The 19498-nt window shown below is 74.0% G+C and carries 16 protein-coding genes; 10 read left to right on the top strand and 6 right to left on the bottom strand.

Going from position 1 to position 19498, the window contains the following annotated elements; translation table 11 throughout:
- Positions 1–40: 40 nt before the first annotated feature.
- Both H505_RS0108875 and kdd read right to left on the bottom strand, forming a co-directional pair.
- Positions 41–1369 (bottom strand): DUF2252 domain-containing protein, encoded by a 1329-nt coding sequence (locus H505_RS0108875; RefSeq protein WP_026401702.1) that lies wholly within the window; start codon positions 1367–1369, stop codon positions 41–43.
- Positions 1370–1425: 56 nt separating this feature from the next.
- Positions 1426–2532 carry an L-erythro-3,5-diaminohexanoate dehydrogenase gene (gene kdd, locus H505_RS0108870; protein WP_245592469.1) on the bottom strand — a complete coding sequence of 369 codons (1107 nt, stop codon included), beginning with the start codon at positions 2530–2532 and terminating at the stop codon, positions 1426–1428.
- Positions 2533–2665: 133 nt separating this feature from the next.
- Between kdd and H505_RS40690 the strand changes: the two genes are divergently transcribed.
- From H505_RS40690 to H505_RS0108825, 9 genes are all read left to right on the top strand, one after another.
- A complete protein-coding gene (locus tag H505_RS40690) occupies positions 2666–4087 on the top strand; it encodes a KamA family radical SAM protein (RefSeq protein ID WP_169528811.1) in 1422 nt (473 codons plus the stop codon).
- A 118-nt stretch (positions 4088–4205) separates the two neighbouring features.
- Positions 4206–4967, top strand: a complete 762-nt coding sequence (locus H505_RS47435) for a pentapeptide repeat-containing protein (protein ID WP_051300456.1) — start codon at positions 4206–4208, stop codon at positions 4965–4967.
- A gap of 61 nt (positions 4968–5028) precedes the next feature.
- On the top strand, positions 5029–6309 hold the full coding sequence (locus tag H505_RS40680; protein ID WP_051300503.1) for a cytochrome P450: 1281 nt from the start codon (positions 5029–5031) through the stop codon (positions 6307–6309).
- Complete coding sequence (locus H505_RS0108850) at positions 6306–7376, top strand: DUF3616 domain-containing protein (RefSeq protein ID WP_026401700.1); 1071 nt, start codon at positions 6306–6308, stop codon at positions 7374–7376. Before H505_RS40680 ends, H505_RS0108850 begins: the two co-directional genes overlap by 4 nt.
- Positions 7377–7459: 83 nt before the next feature.
- Complete coding sequence (locus H505_RS0108845; RefSeq protein ID WP_026401699.1) at positions 7460–8695, top strand: acyl-CoA dehydrogenase family protein; 1236 nt, start codon at positions 7460–7462, stop codon at positions 8693–8695.
- Positions 8696–8786: 91 nt separating this feature from the next.
- Positions 8787–11069, top strand: coding sequence for a hypothetical protein (locus H505_RS47430; RefSeq protein WP_051300455.1), 2283 nt, complete (start codon positions 8787–8789; stop codon positions 11067–11069).
- Between the two features lie 125 nt (positions 11070–11194).
- Positions 11195–11734 (top strand): DUF1707 and FHA domain-containing protein, encoded by a 540-nt coding sequence (locus tag H505_RS0108835; protein WP_026401698.1) that lies wholly within the window; start codon positions 11195–11197, stop codon positions 11732–11734.
- 40 nt (positions 11735–11774) lie between these two features.
- Positions 11775–12851 carry a PLP-dependent cysteine synthase family protein gene (locus H505_RS0108830; RefSeq protein WP_026401697.1) on the top strand — a complete coding sequence of 359 codons (1077 nt, stop codon included), beginning with the start codon at positions 11775–11777 and terminating at the stop codon, positions 12849–12851.
- A 133-nt stretch (positions 12852–12984) separates the two neighbouring features.
- On the top strand, positions 12985–13923 hold the full coding sequence (locus H505_RS0108825) for a TIGR03619 family F420-dependent LLM class oxidoreductase (protein ID WP_026401696.1): 939 nt from the start codon (positions 12985–12987) through the stop codon (positions 13921–13923).
- Positions 13924–13968: 45 nt separating this feature from the next.
- On the opposite strand, the gene H505_RS40670 is transcribed toward H505_RS0108825, so the two are convergent.
- Together H505_RS40670 and H505_RS0108815 are read right to left on the bottom strand one after the other, a co-directional pair.
- Positions 13969–14436 carry an Lrp/AsnC family transcriptional regulator gene (locus tag H505_RS40670; RefSeq protein WP_084550022.1) on the bottom strand — a complete coding sequence of 156 codons (468 nt, stop codon included), beginning with the start codon at positions 14434–14436 and terminating at the stop codon, positions 13969–13971.
- Between the two features lie 92 nt (positions 14437–14528).
- A complete protein-coding gene (locus H505_RS0108815; protein WP_026401695.1) occupies positions 14529–15554 on the bottom strand; it encodes a LacI family DNA-binding transcriptional regulator in 1026 nt (341 codons plus the stop codon).
- 152 nt (positions 15555–15706) lie between these two features.
- On the opposite strand from H505_RS0108815, the gene H505_RS40665 reads away from it, so the two are divergent.
- Positions 15707–16951: an ABC transporter ATP-binding protein gene (locus H505_RS40665; RefSeq protein WP_051300453.1), complete on the top strand. Its 1245-nt coding sequence runs from the start codon at positions 15707–15709 to the stop codon at positions 16949–16951.
- A 72-nt stretch (positions 16952–17023) separates the two neighbouring features.
- Here H505_RS40665 and H505_RS0108805 read toward each other — a convergent pair whose 3' ends face one another.
- Together H505_RS0108805 and H505_RS0108800 are read right to left on the bottom strand one after the other, a co-directional pair.
- The gene (locus H505_RS0108805; RefSeq protein WP_245592468.1) at positions 17024–18085 is read right to left on the bottom strand and encodes a carbohydrate ABC transporter permease; all 1062 of its coding nucleotides are present in this window, start codon (positions 18083–18085) and stop codon (positions 17024–17026) included.
- The gene (locus H505_RS0108800; protein ID WP_084550020.1) at positions 18082–19488 is read right to left on the bottom strand and encodes a carbohydrate ABC transporter permease; all 1407 of its coding nucleotides are present in this window, start codon (positions 19486–19488) and stop codon (positions 18082–18084) included. The genes H505_RS0108805 and H505_RS0108800 overlap by 4 nt, the downstream gene beginning before the upstream one ends.
- Positions 19489–19498: the final 10 nt, after the last annotated feature.

The following is a 19498-nucleotide window of genomic DNA, read 5'->3' as shown; positions in this document are numbered from 1 at the left end:
GGCCCCGGTGGCGGTCACCGGCTTCGCGGCCGGGACCGGCTCACAGGCCGGGGATCTGGTGGTTGCGGAACGCGTCGACGAACAGCCGGTGGTCGTCCCGCACCACCTCCGCGTACCGCGTCCCGAACCGCACCATGTCCTCGACGAACGCCGACTCGTCCGCCCCGATCACCGAACTGATCGCGTCCTCCACCTGGAACCCGACCAGCGTGTGGTCGGAGTCGCTGTCCGACACGCAGTGGATCTTCGCGGTGGCGCGGCCCAGGTCGTCCAGCACCGACAGCATCTCCTCGGGCTCGGTCAGCCCGCCCCAGTCCAGGTCCTCCTCGTAGGGCGACAGCTCCTGCACCACGAAACCGACCCCGTCGACCTCGGTGTACCCCAGCCACGGGTCGGTGTTGGCCTGCAGCGCCCGCCGCGACACCGCCGTCCGGTGCCCGTGGTGCCGGAAGTACTCCCGGATCCGCGGGTCGTCCACCACCCGGCTCGGCGCCGCCACGTTGCCCTGCTTCATCGACAGGATCACGTCGTTCTCCAGCGCCTGCGAACGCCCCTCCACCAGGATGTTGTACGCCGACAGCCCCGCCGACCCGATCCCGAACCCCGACGCCCCCACGATGTCCTTGATCTCGTAGGTCAGGCTCGCGAACCGCTTGTCGGCCGGGATCGTCCCCAGGTACTCCCGGTAGGCCGCCTCCACCTTCGCGCGCTCGGCCTCGTCCAGCCGCCGCACCCCCGCCCGGTCCCGGAACCGCCGCTCGTGCCCCTCCAGGACCGTCTTGTCCTCCAGCAGCCCGATCCGCGTGGACGACAGCGCGTCGATCAGCACCCCCCGCACGTACCCGTCGGTCGTGTCGAGCGTCAGCGCGAAGTCCTCCCCGCCGCCCGACGCGAACCGCCGCACCTGGTCGACGTACGCCCGCACGTACGCCTCGATCAGCCGCCGGATGTCGGCGTCGGAGATCGCCTTCTGCCACGCCAGCAGCGCCAGGCTCGCCACCAGCCGCTTCACGTCCCAGGTGAAGTGCCCGACGTACGCCTCGTCGAAGTCGTTGACGTCGAACACGAACACGCCGTCGTCGTTCATGTAGGTGCCGAAGTTCTGCGCGTGCAGGTCGCCCTGGATCCACACCCGCGCGGTGCGCTCGTCGGCCCACGCGTCGTCGTCGCCGGCGATGTCGGCGTAGAACAGGCACGCGCTGCCCCGGTAGAACGCGAACGGGTCGGACGCCATCTTCCGGAAGCGGCGGCGGAACTCGGCGGGACTGCGCTCCATCAGGTCCGAGAACGCGTCCACCAGGACGTCCACGATCTGCGCCTGGCGCTCCTTCGGATCGCGTCCGCGCAGGTCCTCGGTGATGCTCGCCATCGGGCTCTCTCCTCAGATGATCGGGTGGGTCCCCGCCGCCGCCGGGACGTACCCGGTCATTCTGCCGGGTCCGCCCCGGACCGGGCGGTGAACAGCATGCGAACCCCCGGCTCGGCGCGCAGGAGGTCCAGCGCGTATTGGGCGTGCCCGGGCACGTATCCGTTCCCGATCAGCATCGTCACGTCCGCCGCCAGCCCCTCCGCGCCGAGCGCCGCCGCCGGGAACGACGTCGCCATCGAGAAGAACACCACCGTCCCGCCCTGCGCGGTCGCCAGGATCGCGCCGTGCTCGCAGCCCGGCACGTCCACGCACACCACCGTCACGTCCGCGGGCCCCCCGGCGGCCTCCGCCACCGCCCGCGACACCGCCACCGGGTCCCGCGCGTCCGCCCGCGCCACGGCGTCCGCCAGCCCCGACGCCGCCAGCCGCTCGGCCTCCTCCGCCGACGGCACCAGCCCCACCGTCCGGGCCGCCCCCGCACGCCGCGCCGCCGCCAGCGACAGGCACCCGCTCTTGCCCGCCGCGCCCAGCACCGTCACCACCGGCGCCGCCCCGGACGCCGCCCGCGCCTCCACGACGCGCCGGGTCAGCGCCGGCGCACCGCACACGTCCATCACCGCCAGCGCCGGCGGGACGGGGACGTCGTCGGGCAGCACGGCCGCGATCGAGCGCGCGAACAGGATCGCGTGGCCCCGCGCGGGCACCTGCTCCGAACGCCCGTCCCACCCGGCGAGCCCGTCGGTGACGGCGAGCGGGGTGAGCGTGAGCGACACCAGCGTCGCGACGCGGTCGCCCGGTTCCAGCCCGAGCGGCGACTCCGGCCCGGCCTCGTCGACGACGCCGACGAGCATGCCGCCCGAACCGGTGACGGGGTTGTGCATCTTGCCGCGCTCGCCGATGATCCGCAGCACCTCGGCGCGGACGGCGTCCGGGTCCCCGCCGTGCGCGGTGCGGAGCTGCCGGAAGGACGCCGCGTCCAGGTTCAGCCGCTCGACCGCGACCCGGACCTCGTCCGGACGGATCCGCGGGTCGGGGTCCAGCCGGTGCGCCGCCTGCGGCAGCACCCCCGCCGGTTCCAGCACCCGGTGCAACCCGATCTCCGTGCCGCCGCCCGTGCCCCCGCCCGTCCCGCCGGCGGGCCCCGCGGCCGTCTCCTGAGTCATTGCGCCTCCCCTTCGGTCACCGACAGCCCATGGAAGATATACCGAGTACCACTGGTTTGATCGAAAGTCTTCCCGTAACGTCGGCCCTACACAAGATTTTTATGCGATCACGTGAAGCGAGGAGGGGTCGACGATGACCACTGCCCTGCATCCGGACACCGGTGCCGGCGCCCGGAACGCGCAGACCGCGGACGGCACCGCGGAGCAGGCGGCCGGACGGCAGGCGGACCAGCCCTACCGCTACCGGCGCCGCCCCCTCGAGGAGCCCGACTGGCGGCGCGTCCCCGGCTGGCGCGACGTCACCGCCGCCGAATGGGAGTCGGCCCAGTGGCAACGCGCCCACTGCGTCAAGAACCTCCGCCAGCTCCGCGCGGTCATGGGCGACCTGCTCGACGACTCCTTCTACGCCGACCTCGAGCGCGACCAGGCCGAACGCGCCACGATGTCGATGCTGCTGCCCCCGCAGATGCTCAACACCATGGACGTCTCGTCCACCGCCGCGTTCCTGGCCGACCCCGTCCGCCGCTACATGCTCCCGGTGTTCTCCGACCGCCGCACCGACTGGCCGTCCCACCCCCACGCCGCCCGCGACTCCCTCCACGAGGCCGAGATGTGGGCCGTCGAGGGCCTCACCCACCGCTACCCCACGAAGGTCCTCGCCGAACTGCTGCCGACCTGCCCCCAGTACTGCGGCCACTGCACCCGCATGGACCTCGTCGGCAACTCCACCCCCAACATCGACAAGCACAAGTTCACGATCCGGCCCCCGGACCGCCACGAGGCGATGCTCGACTACCTGCGCCGCTCCCCCGGCGTCCGCGACGTGGTCGTCTCCGGCGGCGACGTCGCCAACCTGCCCTGGCCCCGGCTCGAATCGTTCGTCGACGCCCTGCTCGACATCGACAACATCCGCGACATCCGGCTGGCCAGCAAGGCGCTCATGGGCCTCCCCCAGCACTGGCTCCAGGACGAGGTCCGCGCCGGCATGGAGCGGCTGGCGACCAAGGCCCGCGAGCGCGGCGCGCAGATCGCGATCCACACCCACGTCAACGCCGCCCGGTCGGTGACGCCGCTCGTCGCGCGCGCCGCCCGCGCCATGCTCGACACCGGCATCCGCGACGTCCGCAACCAGGGCGTCCTGCTGCGCGGCGTGAACGACACCCCCGACGCGCTGCTCGACCTGTCGTTCGCGCTGCTCGACGAGGCCGGGATCCTGCCCTACTACCTGTACATGTGCGACATGATCCCCGGCAGCGAGCACTGGCGGCTCGCGGTCTGGGAAGCGCAGGAGCTCCAGCACTCGATCATGGGCTACCTGCCCGGGTTCGCGACCCCGCGCATCGTCTGCGACGTCCCCTACGTCGGCAAGCGGTGGGTGCACCAGCTCGCCGACTACGACCGCGAGCGCGGCGTCTCCTACTGGACCAAGAACTACCGGACCGGGCTCGAGGCGTCCGACCCCGATGCTCTGACCAGGCGATACGAGTACCACGACCCGATCTATACCCTCCCGGAGGAGGGACGCCGCTGGTGGCGGGAGCAGGCCGCGGCGTGACCGGATGCGAGGGCGCGTGACGGGGTGATCGGCCCGCGAGACGGATCCGTACGGAACATCGGCCGCAGGCGGTGAAGCCGAGGCCCGTCTCGCGGGCGCTATGCCCGATCATGGGCCGATGGAGACACTCGCGCGGGCGGTGGAGCGGCTCGGTTCGGCGGAGACGGGCGTCCGGCTGGACGGCATCGGCGCGCTGGTGCGCCTGGCCGACGACTCGCCGTCCCCGCTCGAAGAGCCGGCGCGGGCGCTGGAGGCGCTCGTCCGCCGCCGCGCCCCGGCCTCCCGCCTGGACGACCGGCTGGCGCTCCCGACGGTTCCCCGCCCCCGGCGGACGGCCGGGCCCGACGCCGATGTGCAGGCAGCGCTCACGGCGCTGGGCCGCGTGCCGCGCCGCTCCGAGCACGTCTGGCTGGACCTCGGCGGCCTCGACCTCAGCCGGGCGCGTCTGGGCGGCCTGAACCTGAGCTACGCCCACCTGTACGCGACGGAACTGTGCGAGGCGGATCTGCGCCGTACGAATCTGCGCAACGCCTACCTGGCGTACGCCGATCTGAGCGGCGCGAGGCTGGAAGGCGCCGTTCTCGGCCGCACGGTCCTGAACCGCGCGAACTTGAGCGGCGCCGACCTCCGCGACGCGGACCTGCACGGCACCGTCCTCACCGACGTGACCCTGCGCGGGGCGAACCTGAGCGACGCGGACCTGGTCGGCGCCGTCCTGCGCGGCGCCCGCCTGGACGATGTGGATCTGACCGACGCCGACCTGACCGCCGCGGACCTGCGCGGCGCGGTGATGACCGGTGTCCGCGGCCCGACGCTCGACGACCTTCGGTCGGTGGCACGGACCGACGAAGGCACACGGGTCGAGGTGCGACCCGTATAGCCGAGGCCGCCCGGCACCTTTACGTTGTAGATCATTAGTGGGGCGGCCTATGCTCGGGCGCATGGCCCGCGATCTTCCTGCCCGGTTCCCCGTCGGCGCGGCGGTGACGGTCGCCGACCTCGAGGGCGACCCGCATCCGCACCTCGCCCGGCTGCGCGCCGCCGAGCCGGTGTCCTGGCTCCCCGCGCTCGGCGGCTGGCTCGTGACCTCGCACGCCCTGGCCGTCCGGGTCATGCGGGACGCCGCCGCCTTCACCGTCGACGACCCGCGCTTCTCCACCGCCCGGGTCGTCGGGCCCAGCATGCTGTCGCTGGACGGCCCCGCCCACGCCCGCCACCGCGACGCGTTCGCCCGCCCGTTCCGGCCCGCCCGGACCCGGGAGCGCTTCGCGGCGTTCGTCGAGGCGGAGGCCGGCCGGCTCGCGGGCGCGCTCGCCCCGGCGGGACGGGCGGAGCTGCGCGGCGACCTGGCGGGGCCGCTCGCCGTCGCGGTGGTCGCCGAAGCCCTCGATCTGCCCGAGGTCGACGCCGCGACCGTCCGGTCCTGGTACGCGACGTTCGTGGACGCGGTGTCGGCGCTGACGGGCGCCCCCGACGACGGGGCGGCCGATGGGGCGGCGGCGGCGCTGGAACGTTCCGGCGCGGCGTACGCGGCGCTGCGGGAGGCGGTCGCGGAGGCGATGGCCCGCCCCGGTTCCCTGCCCGCCGAGGCCGCGCGCGGCGGCGCGGGGCGGGCCGGGCTGGACGCCGCGGAGGTGGTGGCGAACGCGGCCGTGCTCATGTTCGGCGGCATCGACACGACCGAGGGGCTGATCTCCAACGCCGCGCTGCACCTGCTCTCCGACCCCGCCCTGACGGCGGCCGTCCGGGACGACCGGGGCCTGCTGCCCGCCGTGATCGAGGAGTCGCTGCGCATGGAGCCGCCCGCCGCCGTCGTCGACCGCTACGCGGTCCGCGACGCCGACCTCGGCGGGGCGCCGGTGCGGGCGGGCGACCTGGTGCGGGTGTCGATCACCGGGGCCAACCGCGACCCGGCCGTGTTCGCCCACCCCGACCGCTTCGACCCGTACCGGGCCGACGCCGCCGAGCACCTGGCGTTCGCGCACGGCCCGCACTTCTGCTTCGGCGCGACCCTCGCCCGGATGGAGGCCCGGGCGGCCCTCGGCGCGGTGCTCGACCGGTTCCCCGGCGTCCGGCTCGCCCCCGGGCGGCCGGCGCGGCCGCGGGGGCCGGTGTTCCGCAAGCCGGACCGCCTGGACGTCCGCTGGGACGCGTCCGCGCAGGTGACCACGCCGCCGCGCGGACCGGGCGGGCCGCCCGGTATGGCACCATCGGGCAGATGATCGTAGAACGCCGGGTCGAGCTCCGCTTCGGGCAGGAGAGCCGGGAGGCCGAGACCCACACGAACCTGTCCGCGATCCGCCAGGACGGCCCCTGCCTGTGGGCGGCGGGCGACGAGACCGCCACGGTCGAGCGCCTCACCGCGGTGACCGGCCCGGACGGCCGCGTCACCGGCTACGACGGGCACGTCACCGTCCCGCTCGCCGATCTGGTCCCGCTGCCCGCCGGCCCGGAGGAGGAGGCCGACATCGAGGGCCTGGGCCGGGCGGACGGGTGGCTGTGGGCGATCGGGTCGCACAGCCTCAAGCGCAAGAAGATCAAGCCGGGCCACTCGGCGGCGAAGTCCCGCAAGCGGCTCGCGACGGTCGTGCGGGAGGACAACCGCTTCATCCTGGCGCGGATCCCCCTGGTCACCGGCGACGACGGGCTGCCCCGCGCGGTGCGCGAGGACGGCGGCCGGACCGCCGCGGTGCTCGGCCTGAACGGCGACTCGATCACCGACCTGCTGGCGGAGGACCCGCACCTGGCGCCCTTCCTGCACCTGCCCGGCAAGGACAACGGCGTCGACATCGAGGGCGTCGCGGTGCACGGCGACCGGCTCTACGTCGGGCTGCGCGGGCCGGTGCTGCGCGGCTGGGCGGTGCTGGTGGAGATCCGGCCCGGCCCCGACCCCGACGACCCGGCGCGGCTGCGGGCGCTGCCGGTGGACGGCGACGCCCCGTACCGCACCCACTTCCTCGACCTGGGCGGGCTCGGCATCCGCGACCTGTGCCCGCACGGCGACGACCTGCTGATCCTCACCGGCCCCAGCATGGACCTGGACGGCCCGGTGCGGGTGCTGCGGTGGCGCGGCGCCGCGACCGCCGACGCGCCGGAGATCGTCCACGCGGACGACCTGGAGGTGCTGGGCGACCTGCCGTACGGCGACGGCGACGACCACGCCGAGGGCATCGCGGTCCTGGACGGGCCCGGGCCGGGGCTGCGGCTCCTCGTCGTCTACGACAGCCCGTCCCCCGAGCGCCTCACCGCGGCCGGCGGCGTGCTCGCCGACATCGTCCGCCTGCCCTGACCCGGGCCGCCAAGTAAGCGCTAGCTTTTGGCGTCTGCTTTCATGGTCGCAAGACCCATACCGGCGGAAAGAACGAGGCGAGCATGATCGAGTGGTCCGACGAAGACCTGATGATCCGGGACGCGGTCCGCGACTGGATCGACGCGGAGGTCCGTCCCAACCTGGACGCGCTGGAGTCGGGCGAACTGCCGCCGTACGACATCATCCGCGGGCTCTACAAGACGTTCGGGATGGACGAGCTGGCGCGCTCGTCGTTCAAGGCCCGGATGGAGAAGGAGCGCGCGGGCGCGTCCGGCGGCGGCTCCTCCGACGACGGCGACGACGCCGACGCGGGGACCGGCCGCGGCGGCAACGCGGCGATGAGCATGCTCCCGATCATCGAGCTCTGCAAGGTGGCACCGGGCCTGGTGTCGGCGATGGGCGTGGGCCTCGGCCTCGCCGCCGGGACGATCATGAAGCGCGGGACCGTCGAGCAGAAGGAGCGCTGGGCCCTCGACCTGCTCACCATGGAGAAGGTCGGAGCGTGGGCGATCACCGAACCCAACTCCGGTTCGGACGCCTTCGGCGGCATGCAGGCCACCGCCCGCAAGGTCGGCGACGAGTACGTCCTCAACGGCAGCAAGACGTTCATCACCAACGGCCCCTACGCCGACACGATCGTCTTCTACTGCAAGCTCGACGAGGACGGCGTCGAACCCCGCGACCGCGAGATCCTCACGTTCGTCCTCGACACGGGCATGGAGGGCCTCGAGCAGAGCAAGCCGCTGCGGAAGATGGGCCTGCACTCCTCCCCCACCGGCGAGCTGTTCCTCGACGACGTCCGCGCGGGCGCCGACCGGCTGCTGTCGTCCGGCAAGGGCGGCGGCAAGGAGTCGGCCAAGCAGAACTTCGTCACCGAGCGCGCCGGCGTCGCCGCGATGGCCCTCGGCGTCATCGAGGAGTGCCTGAAGCTGTCGGTCGGGTACGCCAAGACCCGCGAGCTGTGGGGGCAGCGGATCGGCGACTTCCAGCTCATCCAGCTCAAGCTCGCCAAGATGGAGGTCGCGCGCCTCAACGTGCAGAACCTCGTCTTCCGGCACATCGAGATGCAGCGCGCGGGCCGCACCCCCACCCTCGCCGAGGCGTCCGCGATGAAGCTGTACGCCGCGCAGGCCGCGAGCGAGGTCGCGCAGGAGGCCGTCCAGCTGTTCGGCGGCAACGGCTACATGAGCGAGTACCGGGTCGAGCAGCTCGCCCGCGACGCCAAGTCGTTCCAGATCTACGCAGGCACCGACGAAATCCAGGTGACGCACATCGCCCGCGACCTGCTGTCGCGCTGACGCACCCGGCCGGTCCGGCCGTTCCGCGGCGGACTGTCGGGGGTCTCTGTGATCATGAGGCGCCCGACGGTCCCCCCGTGGAAAGGCTCCCATGTCCACCGATCTGTACGGCGCCCGCATCCTGGACGTCGTTCCCGGCGAGGCGCGCGTCCGGTTCCGCGTGTTCGTCGTCTACTACGACGTCGCCTGCAAGGACCACGCGCCCCTGCCCGGCGACGACGCCGGGTTCTTCTTCCGCCTCCTGTGGGAGGCGGCGCACGACCGCCCCATCCTCCGGTGGGACGCGCTGCAGGCCGTCCCGCTCGACGACTTCCTCGAACCGGAATGGGTGGACGCCAACGCCCACCGGTACGTGCGCCGCGTCGACCGCGTCGCCGTCCGCAACCACCCGGTCGCCGACGACTACTGGGACGGCCTGCACGACTTCTACTACGAGCGCGACGGAGGCTGGTCGAACGAGGACGGGCTCGTCCAGGCCGACTACGACGTCCGCGTCGCCGACGCCGCCTGGCTGGAGCCGCTCGAGCCGGGGCACTCCTGGGGCACGACCGTCTACGTGTCCCACGCCGACGACGTGCCCGATCCCGAGGCGCCCGCGCTCGTCGACCTGCGGGCGGCGTCCCGCGTCCTGGACCCGTTCCCCGGGGCGGACACGGACGCCGCCACGCCCTCCGACCTCGTCTTCTCCGACGACGGTACGTACCTCGCCGTCACCAGCCAGGACTGCGAGCTGGTCGTGTACCGCACCGCGGACTGGACCGAGCACGCCCGCCTCCCCCACGACGGGCACCTGCCGTGGGGCCAGGACGTCCAGTGGGTGCCGGGGACGCACCTGCTGACCATGCGCGTGATCGAGCGGTCGTCCGCCCCGCCGACCCGGGCCTACGACGTCGACGCCGGCGCGCTGGTCGACATCCCGGAGCAGCCCGGCGAGGCGCGCTCGCGGACCGGCCGGTACCGCGTCGACTACGAAGGCGGGAGGAGCGGGGCCGTCCGCTTCGCCGCCGACGGCGACACCCCCGAGCGGCTGATGCCGGTCCCCGGCCGGTCCGCCGGCGGCGCGTCCTTCACCGCCGACGAGACCCGCATGTTCGTCTACGGCGGCGCGGGCCTGCTCGTCCTCGACCCGTCCGACGGGCGGCACCTGGCCACGCTCACCGGTGTCGGGGCGGGCGTCGTCCGGCCGGACGGGTCCTGCCTCGCGGGCATGACCGGCGGCGCGGACGGCGGGCCCCAGCACATCGGCCTCTGGAGCGCCGAGGACGGCCGCCCGCTCATGCGCTGCCGCCCGAAGGGGCACCACGGCGTGTCGACCCTGGCCTGGTCGCCGGACGGACGCGTGCTGGCCGCCGCGCTCGTCCAGAGCCGCCACGGGTACGGCGGCGAAGTCCACCTGTTCGCGCCCGGCGACCCGCTCACCGTGCCCGAGGCGGGCGAGCCGTCCGAGGACGTGCTGCGCGAGCGTCTCGACCGGGCCCACGTCCCCGAGGACATCATCTTCCTCACCGGCCTGCTGGCCGACCGCGCCGACGACCCGGAGCACCGGGCGCGCACCTGGCGGGCGACGGCGAAGCGGCTGGCGGACCGGGCCGAGCCGCCGGCCGCGGCCCTCACCGAGGCGCACCGCCGGGCCCTGGAGCACGGCGGCGGCCCCGCCGCCGTGGCCGACGGCGTCTCCCTCTCGTACCTGCTGTACGAGCAGGGCGACATGCACGGGGCGGTGGAGGCGGCCCGCGACGCCCACCGCCGCGCCGCGGAACTCGGCGACGACGTGCCCGAAGGTCTGCGGTACACGGCGGCCGTGCGGCTGGCGGACATGACCCGCACGCGCGGCGCCGACGGCGACCTCGACGAGGCCGAGGCCGCCTACCGCGCCTGCCTGGACCTCCGGCCCGACGACCCGTGGACGCTGCTCGGCCTCGGCTGGGTCGCCGCCGGACGCGGCGACGAAGACGCGGCGCGGCCGCACCTGCTGCGCGCCGTCGACGCGGGCGACCCGAAGACCGAGGGCTACGCGGCCATGCTGCTCGCCGCCCCGGCGAAGCAGGCGCGGGACGTCACCGAGGCGCACCGCTGGTACGAGCGGGCCCTCGCGGCCGACGACCGGCACGCGCCGCTGGCGACGGGCCACCTCGGCGAGCTGCATTACTGGGTGGGCGACCGGGACGGCGCGCGCCACTGGTACGAGCGGATGCTGGAGGTCACCGACCTGCCCGAGCTGGTCGCCGAGGCGTGCTGCCGGCTCGGCGAGATGGCCGCCGAGGACGGCGCCGCCGCCCGCGCCGCGGAGCACCTCGAGCGGGCCGCCGCGACGGGCGATCCGGCGTTCGCCGGGAAGGCGCGCGAACTGCTCGACCGGTTGCCGCGGAACTGACCGGTTCCGGGCGAACTTTCAGGGAATCTCCGCCATCGAAGAGGTGGAGGGCGGGCGCGGGCGATCGCCCGCCCTCCGGAGATCTTTTCTGGACAGCCGACGACGGGGACTGGATACTCACGAACATGGACGGTGGGCCCTCATACCCGGTGCGGGCGTCCGACGGGGAGCGCGACCGGGTGCTGCGCGTCCTCAGCGACCGGGTGGCCGAGGGCCGCATCTCGCACGAGACGTTCGAGCGGCGCGTCGACATGGCGCTGCAGGCCCGCAGCCGCGCCGAACTCGACGAGATCGTCCACGACCTGCCGCCGCCCGGCCGGGTGGTCGGCCGGCTCACCGGGCTGGTCTCGTCGTTCTCGCAGGCGACCGCGCGCATCGAGGCCGCGTGGCGGGCGCCGCGGCTGCCGCGGTTCGCGCTGCCGTCCGGCGGGCCGTCGCGCATCGTGGTGGGGCGCGCCCCCGCCTGCCAGTTCGTGCTGAGCGACCTGACCGTCTCCCGCTTCCACGCCGAGATCTACCGCACCGGCGACGCCTGGATGATCACGGACCTGGGGTCGATGAACGGCACCCGGGTGAACGGGTGGCGGCTGACCGGACCGGCGCGGGTGCGCCCCGGCGACGAGGTCGGCTTCGGCGATTCGAGCTTCATCGTCTCCGCGACCTGACCCCGCGGGGCCCTGAACCGGATCTGGTTGGATGCCCGGTATGGCCGACCTCGACGACGCCCGCGCCTGGGCCGCCCGCTCGATCCGCGCCCTGACCGACGACGCCGCGCGCGCCGAACCCACCCCGCTGATCCCCTTCCCGCTGCCCGGCTCCTGGGGCGTGTCCCTCCTGCTGAAGGACGAGTCCGCGCACCCCACCCGCACCCTGAAGCACCGGGCGGCGCGCGCGCTGTTCCGGCACGCGATCGCCTGCGGGCGGATCGTCGAGGGCACCCCGGTCTTCGAGGCCACCGGCGGCGGCGCGGCCGTCGCGCAGGCGTACACGGCGCGGCTGCTCGGGCTGCCGTACACGGCGGTGATGCCGGGCGAACCGGACGAGCGCCGCGCGGCGCCCGTCCGGGAGCTGGGCGGCGACGTCCGGTTCACCGCTCCCCCGCTCGCGATCTACGACGCGGCGCGGCGGCTCGCGGCCGACTCCGGCGGCTGCTTCCTCGACCAGTTCGGCTGGGCGGAGCGGGCGCTGGACCACCGCGGCGACGACCTGGCCGGCGAGCTGTTCGCGCAGGCGGGACGGCCGGACTGGGTGGTCGCCGGGGCCGGGACGGGCGCGACGGCGGCGTCGCTGGGGCGGCACGTCCGCGAGCACGGGCTGCCGACGCGGCTCGCGGTGGTCGATCCGGAGAACTCGGCGTACTTCCCGGGGTGGGCGTCGGGCGCCGCGGACTACGCCACCGGGATGCCGTCCCGCATCGAGGGCATCGGCCGCCCCCGGATGGAGCCGGGCTTCCTGCCGTCCCTGATCGACCTGATGATCCCGGTGCCGGACGCGGGGAGCGTCGCGGCGGCGCGGGCGGTGCGGGCCGCGACCGGCCTTCCGGTGGGCGGCTCCACGGGCGCGTGCCTGTGGGGCGCGCTGCACCTGGTGTCGCGGATGCGGGACGCGGGCGCGCGCGGCGGCGTGGTCGCGCTCATCGGCGACGCCGGCGACCGGCACCTGGCCACCTACCACGACGACGGGTGGGCGGCCCGCAAGGGCCTGGACCCGGCGCCGCACGCGGCGGCGATCGACCGGTTCCTGCGCGGCGGGCCGTGGGAGCCGCCGGCCCCGCGCGGGTGACGCGCGGGGGTGAGCGGAGGCGCGATCCGGATCCGGTAGATTCGGCGCTTTGGCCGGTCCTGAGCGGGGCGGGCGCCTTGACAAAGTAAGGTTCGGTCGGTCGGGGCCGGGCGCGACGAGGAGGAGGACAGCCGTGCAGATCGGGTTCGCCGTACCGGTGGCGGGGGCGTGGTCGACCCCGGCCAACCAGGTGCTGATCGCGCAGCGGGCCGAGGAACTCGGCTACGACTCCCTGTGGACGCTGCAGCGCGTGGTCAACCCGGCCGGCTCCGCGGACCAGACCTACCGCAACGTCCCCGACCCCCTCATCACGCTGGCCTACCTCGCCGGGTACACCGCGCGGGTGCGGCTCGGCGTCGCCGTGGTGAACCTGCCGTTCTTCTCCCCCGCCCTGCTCGCCAAGCAGGCGATCACGCTGGACCACGTCACGGGCGGCCGCCTGGACCTCGGGCTGGGGCTCGGCTGGATGCCCGAGGAGTTCGCCGCCGTCGGCGCGTCCATGGAGCGCCGCGGCGCCCGCGCCGAGGAGTTCCTCGCGGCGCTGCGCGCCTTCTGGACGGGCGAGGCCGGGGAGGTCAGCGAGTTCCGCGGCGAGTTCTACGACATCCCGCCGGTCACCATGGACCCGCGGCCGCTGCAGCGCCCCGAGCCGCCGGTCCTGCTGGGCGGCGCGTCCGAGCCGGCGCTGCGCCGCGCCGGGCGGCTCGCCGCCGGCTGGGTCAGCTCGAGCCGCGCGGAGCTCGCCGACATCGGACGCTCGATCGACATCGTCCGCGAGGCGGCCGAGAAGGCCGGCCGGGACGCCGCCGCGCTGCGGTTCGTCTGCCGCGGCGCGGTGCGGATCCGCGAGGAGGGCGACGACGCCTCCGACATCGGCACCGGCGCCGACCGGCGGCCGCTGACCGGCACCTACGACCAGATCGTCGGCGACTTCGACGCGCTCGCCGAGCAGGGCGTCACCGAGCTGTTCCTCGACCTGAACTTCGACCCGCGGCTCACCGGCCCCGACGCCGACCCGTGGGACTCGATGTACATCGCCCGCGAGGCGCTCGAGGCGCTCGCCCCGCGCTGACCCGCACCGGGGCCGCCCCCGCCCGGACCCCCCTCGGAGCGCCGCTCAGAGTTCGGGGCCGTCCGCCGCCCCGTCGGGCCGCGGCGGACGGCCCTCCCACGGGGTGCTGAGCACGACGGTGGTCCGGGTGGCGACGTTCGCCGCCGCGCGGATCCGCTGCAGCAGGTCCTCCAGCTCGTTCGGCGACCCGACGCGCACCTTGAGGATGTAGCTCTCGTCCCCGGCCACCGAGTGGCACGCCTCGATCGCGGTGAGGTGCGCCAGCCGGTCGGGCGCGTCGTCGGGCGCCGCCGGATCGATCGGCTTGATCGACACGAACGCGGTCAGCGGCAGCCCGATCCGCGCGTGGTCGAGCCGCGCGGTGAACCCCTGGACGATCCCGCGTTTCTGCAGCCGCCGCACGCGCTGGTGCACGGCCGACACCGACAGGCCCGTCTCCTTGGCCAGGTCGGTGAAGCTCATCCGCCCGTCGTCGGCCAGCAGCCCCAGGATCTGGCGATCGATCTCCTCCACGAGGGGAATCTAGCGCGCCCGCGGGCCCCCGCGAGCCGCCGCAGATCACAGATCGGCGCCATCCCGCGGAATCGTCCGACATTCCGGGCGGATCACCGGCGTCCCGAGCGCAGCGCCCCGCAGGACCCGCGGACGACGAGCTCGGTCGGCAGCAGGACCGGCCCGCCGCGCCCGCGCCGCGCGGGCTCGCGCAGCAGCAGCTCGCACGCCCGGTACCCGATGTCGCGGCCGGGCCGGGCGACGGCGGTCAGCGGCGGGTCGCACAGCTCCGCCCACGGGACGTCGTCCACCATCGCGATCGACACGTCCGCGGGCACCCGCAGGTCCAGTTCGCGCGCGACCAGCACGGCGGCCTCGCCGAGGAGGTGCTCGGCCGCGACGACGGCGGTGACGTCGTCGCGGCGCTGCAGCAGCCCGGCGGCGGCCGCGTAGGCGGCGTCGCGGGCGGGGCGAGCCGCCACGACCAGGTCCTCCTCGGCGGGGACGCCGAGGCGGGCGAGGGTGTCGCGGAACGCCCGCTCCCGCACGCCCGGCTCGCCGCCGGGCGCCGCGGCGCCGAGGAACGCGATCCGCCGGTGCCCCAGCCCGACGAGGTACTCCGCGAGGGACCGGACGCCGCCCGCGTCGTCGGCGAGCACGGTGGGGATCTCGGCGAGGCCCGGCAGCACCCGGTCGGCGAACACGACGCTCGAGCACACCCGGGCGGCGGCGCGCCAGTCGGCGGTCTCCCCCGCCGGGCGCGCGATGATCCCGTCGACGCGCTGCTCGACGAACCGGTCGACGATCTCGGCCTCGCGCTCGGCGTCGCCGTGCGCGGCGTCCACGACGACGTGCCCGCCGAGCGTCCGCGCGCACGCCAGCACGCCCGCGACCAGCTCGGCGCAGAACGGGTCGGTCACGTCCGGGACGATCAGCCCGATCCCCCCGGAGCGCCGCAGTTTCAGGCCGCGGCCGAGGGCGCTCGGCCGGTAGTCCAGCTCGCGGGCGGCGGCCAGCACCCGCTCGCGGGTGGCGTCGGCGACCGCGCCGGTCCCGGAGAACACGCGCGACACCGTGGCGATGCCGACGCCCGCCGCGGCCGCCACGTCCTTGATGGTCGCCGATCGCCGGTCCGCCATCGCCGTCCTTCCCCCGGGAGGTTTTCGATCATCTTCTCATAACGGACTCTCCCCTGGAAACGGTTCCATGATGTTTACTCCACACAACGCAGCAAAAGCCCTGTTCGACAGGGTGATGAGGAAACGTTTCCACAAGGAGCGCGAGGAATCCGATGGCGAAGATCACGCTGGACCAGGTCGACAAGGTGTACTCCGGCGGCGTCAAGGCCGTGGACGGCCTGAACCTGGAGATCGGCGACGGCGAGTTCATGGTGCTGGTCGGCCCGTCCGGCTGCGGCAAGTCCACCGCGCTGCGGATGATCGCCGGGCTGGAGGAGATCAGCGGCGGGAAGATCTCCATCGGCGACCAGGTCGTCAACGACCTCGCCCCCAAGGACCGCGACATCGCGATGGTCTTCCAGAACTACGCCCTCTACCCGCACATGACCGTCGAGCAGAACCTCGCGTTCGGCCTGAAGCTGCGCGGCACCCCCAAGGCGGAGATCAAGCAGAAGGTGCAGGAGGCCGCCAAGATGCTCGGCCTCGAGCAGTTCCTGTCCCGCAAGCCGGCCGCGCTGTCGGGCGGCCAGCGGCAGCGCGTCGCGATGGGCCGCGCGATCGTCCGGCAGCCGCAGGCGTTCCTGATGGACGAGCCGCTGTCCAACCTCGACGCCAAGCTGCGCGTGTCGATGCGGGCGTCGCTCAGCCAGCTCCACGAGCGGCTCGGCGTCACCACCGTCTACGTCACCCACGACCAGATCGAGGCGATGACGCTCGGCACCCGCGTGTGCGTGCTGCGCGAGGGCGTCCTGCAGCAGGTCGACACCCCGCAGCGGCTGTTCGAGAACCCCGTCAACCTGTTCGTCGCCGGGTTCATCGGGTCGCCCGCCATGAACTTCGTCACCGCCGACCTCGCCCGCGGCGACGGCGGCGCGAGCGTCTCGTTCGCCGGCTACACCCTGCCCGTCCCGGACGCGACGCTGGACGCCAAGCCCGGCCTGCGCGACTACCTCGGCAAGCAGGTCATCCTCGGCATCCGCCCGTCGGACTTCGAGGACGCCGCCCACGCCAAGCCCGAGTGGGCGCCGATGTCGGTGCGCAGCAGCGTCACCGAGGAGCTGGGCAGCGAGATCAACGTCATCTTCACCATCGACGCCCCGCCGGTCGAGCACAAGGACACCGCCGACCTCGCCCGCGACGAGACCGAGGGCGAGGAGGACATGGCGATCCCGCTCGCCGAGAACAAGGCGCTGTGGACGGCCCGCGTCAACTCGCGCTCGCAGGTCCGGCCCGGCCAGCACGTCGACCTGGCCGTCGACACCGGCCGCCTGCACTTCTTCGACCCCGCCAGCGGCCTGGCCATCGGCCACCCCGACCGCAAGCCGGGCGGCCCGTCCGTCACCAAGGCCGACGACTGAGGATCCCGCCGGGACGGACGATGCCCGCGGCCCCCGGAGGGGTCGCGGGCATCGCCGTCCGTCCGTCCGTGCTCACTTCACCGAGCCGGCCAGCACTCCCTGCACGAAGTACCGCTGGAACGCGAAGAACACCGCCAGCGGGACGATCAGCGACAGGAACGCGCCCGGCGCCAGGATGTCGATGTTGCCGGTGAACTGCCGCATCTGCGACTGCAGCCACTTCGTCATCGGCTGCGCCTCCGTGTCGGCGAACACCAGCGCCACCAGCAGGTCGTTCCACACCCACAGGAACTGGAAGATGCCGAGCGAGGCGATCGCCGGACCGCCCAGCGGGAAGATCACCCGCCGGAAGATCGTCCACTCCGAGCCGCCGTCCATCCGCGCGGCCTCGAGCAGGTCCCGCGGGATCGCCGCGAAGAAGTTGCGCAGCAGGAAGATGGCGAACGGCAGCCCGAACGCCACGTGGAACAGCACCACGCCGGTGATCGAGCCGAACATCTGGAACCCGCCGAACTCGATGGCGCCGTACAGCTTCGCCACCGGGATCAGCGCGACCTGCACCGGCACCACCAGCAGCGCCACCACCAGCAGGAACAGCCAGTCGCGGCCCGGGAACTCCATCCACGCGAACGCGTACCCGGCGAGCGCGGCGATCACCACGACCAGCACGGTGGCCGGGACGGTGATCAGCATCGTGTTCCAGAACGAGTCGACGAAGTCGTCCCGCCCGAGCAGCGAGGAGTAGGCGTCGAACGTCAACTGGGACGGTTCGGTGAACACGTTCCACCAGCCGTCCGCGCTGTTGTCCTCGGTCGAGCGCAGCGACGCCACGAGCAGCCCGAGCGTCGGCACCAGCCAGAAGATCGCGATGAGCACGAGCAGCGCCTGCGCCGCCCCGCCGCCGAGCTTGCCGACGATGCGGGACGCGACGCCCCGGCGCGGGGCGCCCGACGCGCCGCCGCCCGCCGGCGCCGCCTTCGCGGCGGCCGTCCGCACCGCGACCTGCTCGCCCGTCTCCTGCCCGCCCGCCTCCGCGGCCGCGGCCGTCTCGTCCGCGGCCGTCTGCTCCGCGGCCGTCTCCTCCGGAGGAGTCCCGTCCGAAGCGGACCGTTCCGTGCCGTCCGCGGTGCTCATTTCCGCTCCTGCCGCATTCGCCGGATGTTGAACAGCATGGCGGGCAGCACCAGCAGGAACAGCAGCACCGCGATCGCGCTGCCGGCCCCCTGGTCGTTGCCGCCGCCGAACGACTCGGTCCACATCTCCAGCGCCAGCACGCTGGCGTTCGGATCTCCGCCGCCGATGATGTAGACGAGGTCGAAGACCTTCAGGACGTTGATGACCAGCGTCACCATCACGACCATCAGGACGGGCGCCAGCAGCGGGATCGTCACCCGCCGGAACACCTGCCACTCGGTCGCGCCGTCCACCCGGGCCGCCTCGAGCGCGTCCCGCGGGATGGCCGCGAGCCCCGCCGCGATCAGCACCATCGCGAACCCGGCCCACACCCACAGGTACGCCCCGATGATCGCGGGCGTGATCAGGGTGCTTCCGAGCCATTCGGCGCCGCGGTACGCCTCGGTGAAGTTGTCCTGCGGCAACCGGACCGTGACCTGCCCGGACCCGACGTCCTCCAGCGTGAACGTCCCGTCCGGGCGGGTGGTCGCGGTCGCCACCACCTCGCCGCCGCGGACCGCCTCGACCCGGACGCCCGGCAGCCCGCTCTCGCCCTGGTTCGGCTGGTTGAGCGTGCCGCCGCCGCCCCGGGTGAAGTCGAACCACACCGTGCCGGTGATCTCACCGGAGCCCGCCGACGGCGGCGCCGCCGCGGGCTCGGCCGTGTCCGGCAGGTACTCCGGCTTGACCTTCACCAGCGGCAGGACCGCGGTCTGCCCCGCCGTCACCGGCCGCGCGGCGACGACGGCGCCGCCGTCCTCGCGCACCGGCTGGTCCCCGGCGGTGCGGGGACCGGCGCCCGGGTAGGTGCGGTCGGTGCTGACCATGTCGTGCACCGCGACCATCGCGGCGTTGGCGATGCCCTTGTCGGGGTCCTGCTGGTACACCAGCCGGAAGATCACGCCGGAGGCGAGGAACGAGATCGCCATCGGCATGAACACCACGAGCTTGAACGCCGTCGCCCACCGGATCCGCTCGGTGAGGACGGCGAACACCAGGCCGACGATGGTGACGATCGTCGGCGCCACCACCACCCAGATCGCGGTGTTGCGGACCGCGACGAGGTTGTCGTGCCCCTGGAAGACCCCGGCGTAGTTGTCGAAGCCGGCGAAGTCTCCCGCGGCGTCGAAGAAACTGCGGATCACCGAGTAGACGATCGGGTACACCACGAGGAAGCCGAGCAGCAGCAGCGCCGGCAGCAGGAACAGCAGCGCCAGCCACGACGGCGGCGTCAGGCGCTCGCGTCCCCCGCGGCGGGGCGGTGCGGTGCCCGCACCCGTGCCCGCCGCGCCGGCACCGCCGTCCACGGCGGCGGCGCCGCCGGCCGTCACGGCCGGCGGCGTCCCGTCTTTCGGAGCCTTCATCGGGGGTCCC

The sequence above is a fragment of the Actinomadura rifamycini DSM 43936 genome (assembly GCF_000425065.1).
GTDB classification, from domain to species: Bacteria; Actinomycetota; Actinomycetes; order Streptosporangiales; family Streptosporangiaceae; genus Spirillospora; species Spirillospora rifamycini.
This window is presented reverse-complemented; position numbering and strand designations above follow the sequence as displayed.

What these genes read in the sequence shown, in the direction of transcription:
- H505_RS40690 (WP_169528811.1), top strand. Translation starts at nt 2,666, where the DNA reads ATGACCACTGCCCTGCATCCGGACACCGGTGCCGGCGCCCGGAACGCG.
- H505_RS0108815 (WP_026401695.1), bottom strand. Translation starts at nt 15,554, where the DNA reads ATGGCGGACCGGCGATCGGCGACCATCAAGGACGTGGCGGCCGCGGCG.
- H505_RS0108835 (WP_026401698.1), top strand. Translation starts at nt 11,195, where the DNA reads ATGGACGGTGGGCCCTCATACCCGGTGCGGGCGTCCGACGGGGAGCGC.
- H505_RS0108845 (WP_026401699.1), top strand. Translation starts at nt 7,460, where the DNA reads ATGATCGAGTGGTCCGACGAAGACCTGATGATCCGGGACGCGGTCCGC.
- H505_RS40680 (WP_051300503.1), top strand. Translation starts at nt 5,029, where the DNA reads ATGGCCCGCGATCTTCCTGCCCGGTTCCCCGTCGGCGCGGCGGTGACG.
- H505_RS0108805 (WP_245592468.1), bottom strand. Translation starts at nt 18,085, where the DNA reads ATGAGCACCGCGGACGGCACGGAACGGTCCGCTTCGGACGGGACTCCT.
- H505_RS0108850 (WP_026401700.1), top strand. Translation starts at nt 6,306, where the DNA reads ATGATCGTAGAACGCCGGGTCGAGCTCCGCTTCGGGCAGGAGAGCCGG.
- H505_RS47435 (WP_051300456.1), top strand. Translation starts at nt 4,206, where the DNA reads ATGGAGACACTCGCGCGGGCGGTGGAGCGGCTCGGTTCGGCGGAGACG.
- H505_RS0108875 (WP_026401702.1), bottom strand. Translation starts at nt 1,369, where the DNA reads ATGGCGAGCATCACCGAGGACCTGCGCGGACGCGATCCGAAGGAGCGC.
- H505_RS40665 (WP_051300453.1), top strand. Translation starts at nt 15,707, where the DNA reads ATGGCGAAGATCACGCTGGACCAGGTCGACAAGGTGTACTCCGGCGGC.
- H505_RS47430 (WP_051300455.1), top strand. Translation starts at nt 8,787, where the DNA reads ATGTCCACCGATCTGTACGGCGCCCGCATCCTGGACGTCGTTCCCGGC.
- H505_RS0108800 (WP_084550020.1), bottom strand. Translation starts at nt 19,488, where the DNA reads ATGAAGGCTCCGAAAGACGGGACGCCGCCGGCCGTGACGGCCGGCGGC.
- kdd (WP_245592469.1), bottom strand. Translation starts at nt 2,532, where the DNA reads ATGACTCAGGAGACGGCCGCGGGGCCCGCCGGCGGGACGGGCGGGGGC.
- H505_RS0108830 (WP_026401697.1), top strand. Translation starts at nt 11,775, where the DNA reads ATGGCCGACCTCGACGACGCCCGCGCCTGGGCCGCCCGCTCGATCCGC.